General features: G+C 59.3%; 7 protein-coding genes. 1 reads left to right on the forward strand and 6 read right to left on the reverse strand.

Annotation, left to right across the window (positions count from 1 at the left end; translation table 11 throughout):
- Positions 1 to 604: glycine betaine ABC transporter substrate-binding protein (locus tag VJV58_RS01560; protein WP_324135556.1), on the forward strand; the 604-nt coding region annotated here is incomplete at its 5' end.
- A gap of 111 nt (positions 605 to 715) precedes the next feature.
- On the opposite strand, the gene VJV58_RS01565 is transcribed toward VJV58_RS01560, so the two are convergent.
- The 6 genes from VJV58_RS01565 to VJV58_RS01590 form a co-directional block, all read right to left on the reverse strand.
- Entirely contained in the window at positions 716 to 1,165 is a 450-nt protein-coding gene (locus tag VJV58_RS01565; RefSeq protein ID WP_324135558.1) for an OmpA family protein, read from the reverse strand.
- A 245-nt stretch (positions 1,166 to 1,410) separates the two neighbouring features.
- Positions 1,411 to 1,827 (reverse strand): hypothetical protein, encoded by a 417-nt coding sequence (locus VJV58_RS01570; RefSeq protein WP_324135559.1) that lies wholly within the window; start codon positions 1,825 to 1,827, stop codon positions 1,411 to 1,413.
- A gap of 262 nt (positions 1,828 to 2,089) precedes the next feature.
- Positions 2,090 to 2,941 (reverse strand): SDR family oxidoreductase, encoded by an 852-nt coding sequence (locus VJV58_RS01575; RefSeq protein WP_324135560.1) that lies wholly within the window; start codon positions 2,939 to 2,941, stop codon positions 2,090 to 2,092.
- A 95-nt stretch (positions 2,942 to 3,036) separates the two neighbouring features.
- Positions 3,037 to 4,275: an ABC transporter substrate-binding protein gene (locus VJV58_RS01580; protein WP_324135561.1), complete on the reverse strand. Its 1,239-nt coding sequence runs from the start codon at positions 4,273 to 4,275 to the stop codon at positions 3,037 to 3,039.
- 432 nt (positions 4,276 to 4,707) lie between these two features.
- The gene (ilvC, locus tag VJV58_RS01585) at positions 4,708 to 5,727 is read right to left on the reverse strand and encodes a ketol-acid reductoisomerase (RefSeq protein ID WP_324135562.1); all 1,020 of its coding nucleotides are present in this window, start codon (positions 5,725 to 5,727) and stop codon (positions 4,708 to 4,710) included.
- 215 nt (positions 5,728 to 5,942) lie between these two features.
- Positions 5,943 to 7,075 (reverse strand): hypothetical protein (locus VJV58_RS01590; RefSeq protein WP_324135563.1); only part of this gene is annotated, 1,133 nt, incomplete at its 5' end.

A 7,075-nucleotide genomic window follows, 5' to 3' on the forward strand; every position in this document is an offset into this window, starting at 1 on the left:
TCACCACACGGACATCAAACCGCGCGACGAATTGCTGCGCGAACTGAAAGCGAAACTGGCGCAGCAGAACGTGACGCTATTCGGCGAACTTGGGTTTGAGAATGCCTATGCGCTCGTCATGCCGCGCAAGCGCGCTGAAGCACTCGGCATTCACTCGATTGCCGATCTCGCATCTCACGCCATGACGATGTCGATAGCCGCCGATTACGAATTCTTCTCGCGGCCGGAATGGGCCGGCCTGCGAAAAGCGTACCGGCTATCGTTCCGGGCTCAGCGCCAGATGCAGCCGGACTTCATGTATGCCGCGGCGGCTTCGGGCGAGGTCGACGTGATCGCGGGGTACACCAGTGACGGGCTGATCGCCAAATACGACCTGGTTGCGCTGGATGACCCCAGGCATGCGATCCCACCTTACGACGCCATCGTCCTGCTCGCGCCGAAACGCGCGTCGGATTCGGCCCTGCGCGGCGCGCTCGAGCCGCTGCTAGGCAAGATCAATATCAAAACAATGCGGGAGGCTAACCTGCGCGCCGCCGGTGGCGACGGCACGTCATCACCCGCGGCGGTCGCGCGTTGGCTCTGGGAAAAAATCGCAAAGCCGTAAAGCCCGTGCCTAGGCGCTGATCGGTTCTGGTTGAATCAAAATCGGGCTCTACCTTCTTGTTCTGAGGCGACTTCTTCACGCCAGCCACAGTCTACTTCGCTCGAAAACGCCCTAGGAATTGGCTGCAGCTATCGTCGTAATCTGGATCCGCTGGTTGGTTGCCGCATTCGGATGCGCCGCATCCAACAACTGCTCCTCGCCTAGCCCAACCGCCTGCAGGCGTTTAGCGGAGATCTTGAACGTGGTCACCAGGATGTCGCGAACGGCGTCTGCCCTTCGCTGACTGAGGGCGAGATTGAAGTCGCGCCGACCTCCCGCAGGGGTGTGCCCTACAATCAGGAATTTGTACCCGAGCAGAGCGGGATCACTGAGCGTATCGGCTATACGCCCGAGCGTGCCATAGGAATCGGGCCGAACGATCGGCGTGTCTTCATCGAATTGAACATCGATGATTAGCCTCGGCAATTTAAGCAGCGTGGATGCGATCGGCGGCCGTTTCGCTGGTACCGGATCGGCCTTCGCTCTAACTCGGGCGGCAACCTCCTGCCGCAGTGCCGCCACATCAATATCCGCGGGGGTTTGAAGTCCGGCAAGCTGGTCGACCCAGCTTTCACCTGGCTTCGGGGTCTGAGCTTGAGGTTGAACTTGAGCCTGAAGTTGAGCCTGAATTGGAAGTTGAGCTTGAACTTGAGATTCCGGTTGAACTTGAACTCGAGCGACCTCAGCTTGAGCAGAAGACGCCAACAATCCAGTCAATACAACCAACAGCGCGCTGAGATCGCGACAGCATTTTCCACCGGTCCGCATCAACGATACCCCGCCTCGGCGATGGCTTTGTTGCATGCCACGCTTAGCCCGCGTGTTGCCGTCAGGATGCATTTGAGAGCGTCACCCTCGTCCTTCTGAGCTCCGCCGCAGACCTTCACCACATCGCGGACGCATATTTTGCGAACGGCGGCACGGGCGGCGACTCGTTTTTGTATGGCGCCAAAGGCTCGCGTGTAGTCGGCTTTGCACTGCGGCGACATCGTATCCTCATTCCGTGCCAGGCAGTCCTTCAGGCGCACCGAATCGAGGTTCACGCCGCGGCAGCTCTCATTGATGTCCTTGGCACAGCTTGCCCCCAACATGGCGGCCGCATCCTCGAACTTCATTGTTTCCGCCAAGGCAGGCGAGCAGACGAGGATCGGAAGTACTGACAATACCACACGTATCAAATTCATGAATCCATCTCGCGTCGCATGGACGCTTATTATCCGCCGAAAAAAGAGCCGTCGAGAAAATGCTTTCAGTCCCGCAGCGATCGCGTCGCCACTTCGCGCAACTCGCGAGCCCTGAGACGAAAGCGATCTGCCCCAGTCAGAATAGGGGGTCGGGCCGCCACACTCAAGGCAGCAGCCGGTTTGGGCTGGGCAAAGGGCATCATGATCTGCCCGCCTCGTTTTTGATCCCGTACTGGCGGGCACTTGGGCGAGGCGGTGGTCCTCACAAAGGAGGCAGCAACCCCAGCCGTTTCGCGATGATCTTGTCCGTCATGCGCTTCGGCAGCAGCGCAAGCATTAGATGCCGCATCGGGTCCGGCGTAAGCTGGTAGCGCACCTTCGGATGAGCTGAGGTAAGCGCCTCGGCGATCGCCTCCGCGATCTTCTCCGGGGGCAGCCCGGTTTCGCCGAGCCGCAGCATGAATTGGCGAATTCGCCCGAGCGCCGGAAAAAATGGTGAATTCTTGTAGGCGGAAATGTCGACTTCCTCGGCCTTGCTCCAGATCGGTGTCTTCACCGCGCCCGGCGCGACAATAATGACGTCGATGCCGAACAGCATCATTTCGCGACGCAGGCTTTCGGACAGCCCCTCGATCGCGTGCTTTGAGGCCGAATAGGCCGCCGTCAAGGGGTTGCCGTTCTTGCCGGCTACCGAACTGATCATCACGACCCGTCCCTTCGGGCCCTTCAGCGACAGATCGGAGCCGAGCAGCGGACCGAAGGCCTGTGTCGTGATGATCGGCCCGATCACGTTGACATTCATCTGCCGACGGAATTCATCGGCCGCAAGTTCAAGCACCGGTCCAGCCACCGCAATGCCCGCGTTATTGACGAGTCCGGTGAGCGTTTGGCCATTCAGCGCGGTGCGTACCTCTCGCGCGGCGGCAAACACCGCCGCCTCATCGGTGACATCGAACATCAGTGGCGTGAAATTCGGTCCGAACTCACCTTTCAGGCGGTCGGCGTCGACCTGCTTGCGCATGCTGCCGAACACCCGGAAGCCCCGGTCCAGCAACAGTTTTGCACTGGCCCAGCCAATGCCGGTAGACACTCCAGTGATCACAACAGATTGCATGGCCTACCCCTGCTTCGCACGCGCGTGGAGCCTTGTAACCCGATTGCAGCCAAGCGCAATCGCCTGCAACAGAAGACGCGGCGGCTGTGATCGTTCTATTCAGCGTGCCCGTCGATGATCGGGCCGAATAACTGCCATTTCTCGCCGGTAAAGCGCATCATCTGGACCTGCTCGATTGGATAAAAGTCCGTCGGCGAGGTCTTGATCCGGATGCCCGGGATGTAGGTGTTGATCTCGAAATCCATGCTGGCAACCACCTTCATGACGTTCTCGCGGGTGAGATTGTCGCCGCACCGTTTCAAGACCTCCACCAATGCGGTCGAGGTGTTGAATGCGGTGAGCGGGCCGCTTTCGGCCCTGTCTGCTTCCGGATAGTACTTGGCCATGAAGGCGCGGTACTTCTGCATGCCGGGATAGCTGTCCCACTGCGGGTCCGTGACATCCATCTGATAGCCGGCGCTTAAGATGCCGGCCGAGTTATCGAGGCCGGCCGGTCGCAGCACCGCCCCTACCGACGCCGATACGTTCGTCATGATGTGAATCGGATGCCAGCCGAGTTCGGCAATCTTCTTGATTGCCTGCGCCGCGAACTTTGGCGTCCCGATGTTGACGAAGATGTCCGGGTTCGCCGTCTTGATCGCAACCACCTGCGAGTCGACGGTCGGCATACTCACCTCATAAGGGATGTTTGCGACCACCATCGTATCGTACTTCTCACGCAACACATCCTTCAGACCGAGAACGTAGTCCTTTCCGAAATCGTCGTTCTGGTACAGCACGCCGATTTTAGCGCCGGGATGATGTTGCAGGATGTAGGTGGCGTAGATACGCGCTTCCGCCCGGTAATTCGGCTGCCATCCGATGGTCCAGGGAAAGTGCTCGGGGTCTCCCCAGCGGGACGCGCCGGTGGCCACAAATAGTTGCGGCACCTTCATGGTGTTCATGTATTTCTGGATCGCCGCGTTGCTGGCAGTGCCGAGCGAGGCAAATATCAGGAATACCTCGTCGCTCTCGACCAGCTTGCGCGCCTGCTCAACGGTCTTGGGCGGGCTATAGGCATCATCGTAGGAAATGAAGTTGATCTTGCGCCCGTTCACGCCGCCATTGTCGTTGATCATCCTGAAATAGGCACTCATCGTCTTGCCGATGATGCCATAGGCCGACGCCGGACCGCTGTACGGCATGATGTTGCCGATCTTGATTTCGGTGTCGGTGACGCCGGGATCGTATTTCTTCTGCGCCACCGCCGGCAGCGATGCAGCGGCGACGATTAGCGTGGAGAGGCCAAGTGAAACAACAACCGTCCTGATGAAATCTTTCGCGAAACGTTTCATGAGTGCGTCCTCCCAGCGCGCATATCGTTTTTTTGCTACCTCACAGACGATAGCAGGCGAGTGGACCGACCGGGAAGCGGCGCAGACGTCAAGGACGATTTGTCGCGTTTGATTGTGCATCGCGGTGGTCGGACGAGGCGGACGCGGCTGTTACCCCCTGCTCAGCTCCGACAGGCTCATAAAACAAAAGCGCCCTGGCGAGCCAGGGCACTTTATCATCGAGATCGCGCCTGCGGGACCTCGCAATGAAAATGTGGATCAACTAGTTCTTCGTCTTATCGACCAGCGCACCCTTTTTGATCATCGAGATCGCGCCTGCGCGACCTCGCAAGGAAAACGTGGATCAACTAGTTCTTCGTCTTATCGACCAGCGCAACCTTCTTGATCGTCGAGATCGCGCCTGCGCGATCTCGCAAGGAAAATGTGGATCAACTAGTTCTTCGTCTTGTCGACCAGCGCACCCTTTTTGATCCACGGCATCATATCGCGAAGCTTGACCCCGACTTCCTCGATCGGATGGGCGGCGAGCTTGGCACGCGTCGCCTTGAACGAGGTTTGGTTGACCTTGTTTTCAAGCATCCAGTCGCGCGCGAACTTGCCGGATTGGATGTCGGCCAGGACCCGCTTCATCTCCTTTTTGGTCTCGTCCGTGACGATGCGCGGGCCGGTGACGTATTCGCCAAATTCAGCGGTGTTGGAGATCGAGTAGTTCATGTTGGCAATGCCGCCTTCGTAGATCAGGTCGACGATCAGCTTCACCTCGTGCAGGCATTCGAAATACGCCATCTCAGGCGCGTAACCGGCCTCTACCAGCGTCTCGAAGCCGCCCTTGATCAGTTCGACCAGCCCGCCGCACAGCACGACCTGCTCGCCGAACAAATCGGTTTCGCATTCTTCCTTGAACGAGGTCTCGATAATGCCGGCGCGGCCGCCCCCGATCGCGGAGGCATAACTCAGGCCGAGGTCATGCGCGTTACCTGAAACGTCCTTGGCGATCGCAATCAGGCACGGCACGCCGCCGCCGCGCTGATACTCCGAACGCACGGTGTGGCCCGGGCCCTTTGGCGCGATCATCAGGACGTCGAGATCGGCACGGGGATCGAGCAGGTTGAAGTGCACGTTGAGCCCATGAGCGAAGACCAGCGCGGCGCCCTTTTTCATGTTGTCGTGCAGATGCTCGCGGTAGATGTCGCCCTGCAATTCGTCCGGAGTAAGCATCATGACGAGGTCCGCCCATTTGGCGGCCTCGGCCACTTCCATCACCTTGAACCCGGCGGCCTCGGCTTTTTTAGCGGAAGCCGAGCCCTTGCGCAGCGCAATGGCGACATCCTTGACGCCGGAATCCTTCAGGTTTAGCGCATGGGCGTGGCCCTGGCTGCCATAGCCGACGATGACCACCTTTTTACCCTTGATCAGGTTCAGGTCGGCATCGCGATCGTAATAAACACGCATGGTCATTCCTCTTGGCTGCCCGGGCGGAGTGCCCGGATCGTCATGTGCTTGAATTCGGCGCGGTACGCGCGGCGGCTGGCAATTTCCGGCGCTGGTCTAGTCCATTTTCAGGGCGAGGGGAAACCCGTTTCTGCATGGCGAAATCCGCCATCATGCGCCCGACGGAGCGGCGGCAGCAACGGGACCATCAGGACATCGAACGCGCGCACCGCCTTTTACGGCAGTGAAGCGCTGGCACTCTCCATCCTTTTGCGGAACGAAGCCAGTTTCCTGACCAGCAGCAGGATCACATCGGCATTGGCCAACAGGGACGGATTGAGGCTCATCCCGAGCGCATTGAGTGATCCGACCGCGAAATTCTTGGTCATCCGTGCAAAACCCTCGCTGGATGCCTCAAACCGACCGTTCACGCTCAGGGTGTCGTAGCCGAACTCGTTGAGAAAGATGAAATCGAGGCTTTCGGAAGACATCTCCGCATCCGCCTCGGAGCCGTGCGGGGCCTCGCGCAACGTCTTGAAAAACGAAAACCGAACGGTCTTGTCGATGTCGGTGAGCCGGATCACCAGCGGACGAAAAGCCGACAAGCCTGGGACCATCGACGCCAGGCGCATCAACCACTTCGCGTTCTTCTTGAAGACTTTCTGCTGATAGCGCTGGCAATTGGAGATCAACTCGGGAAGCAGCACCGGCTTGGTCACTTGGTGGCGTGGCAGCGCCTCGATCGATGCAGCGGCATTGCGCCAGAACGCGATCGCCGCGCCGTTGTCCCAGGGCGCGCCGACGGTCCAGACGTCCCCCGGCTTCATGACGATCGGAATGCAACCGGCGGACTCGATGACATCAGCTGCGTCGGAAGCCTGGTTGATCGAGTCGTTGAGATAGAAATTCTCGACATGCGAAAAGTAGACGAACGAGGCGAACGGGATGACGTACTTCGGCTGCAGGCAATCGATCTGCTGCCGAACCGTGGCAAGCTTTTCCCGCGCCGCCAACTCGCGGAGCGGCTTGTTGGCCTTGCCGCCCTTCCAGGCAGCGTAGCTGAATTGGGTCAGCAGAACGTCGATCGGCCCGACTTGGGCTCGAAGACGCAACAGGTCGCGCTCACTCTTCAACTCGCAATCATTGATATTGAGGATGACGCGCCCATCGGCCCGAAACACGTTCCAGGAATCGTAAAAGCCATCGCGCCCGATGCGCATGGTTTCCCCCGGTGCGACCTCGAAACTCTCGCCTTCCGGAATCTCATCGACCGCAAAGCCTTGCGAGCGCAGGAATGAGGCGACCCTCTGGTCGGCGGTTTTCTGGAACAGCACGCGCGCGCCGCGGTTTGGCGTCGACTTGAAAAATC

This window comes from Bradyrhizobium sp. (genome assembly GCF_035273305.1).
In the GTDB taxonomy this organism is placed as follows: domain Bacteria; phylum Pseudomonadota; class Alphaproteobacteria; order Rhizobiales; family Xanthobacteraceae; genus Bradyrhizobium.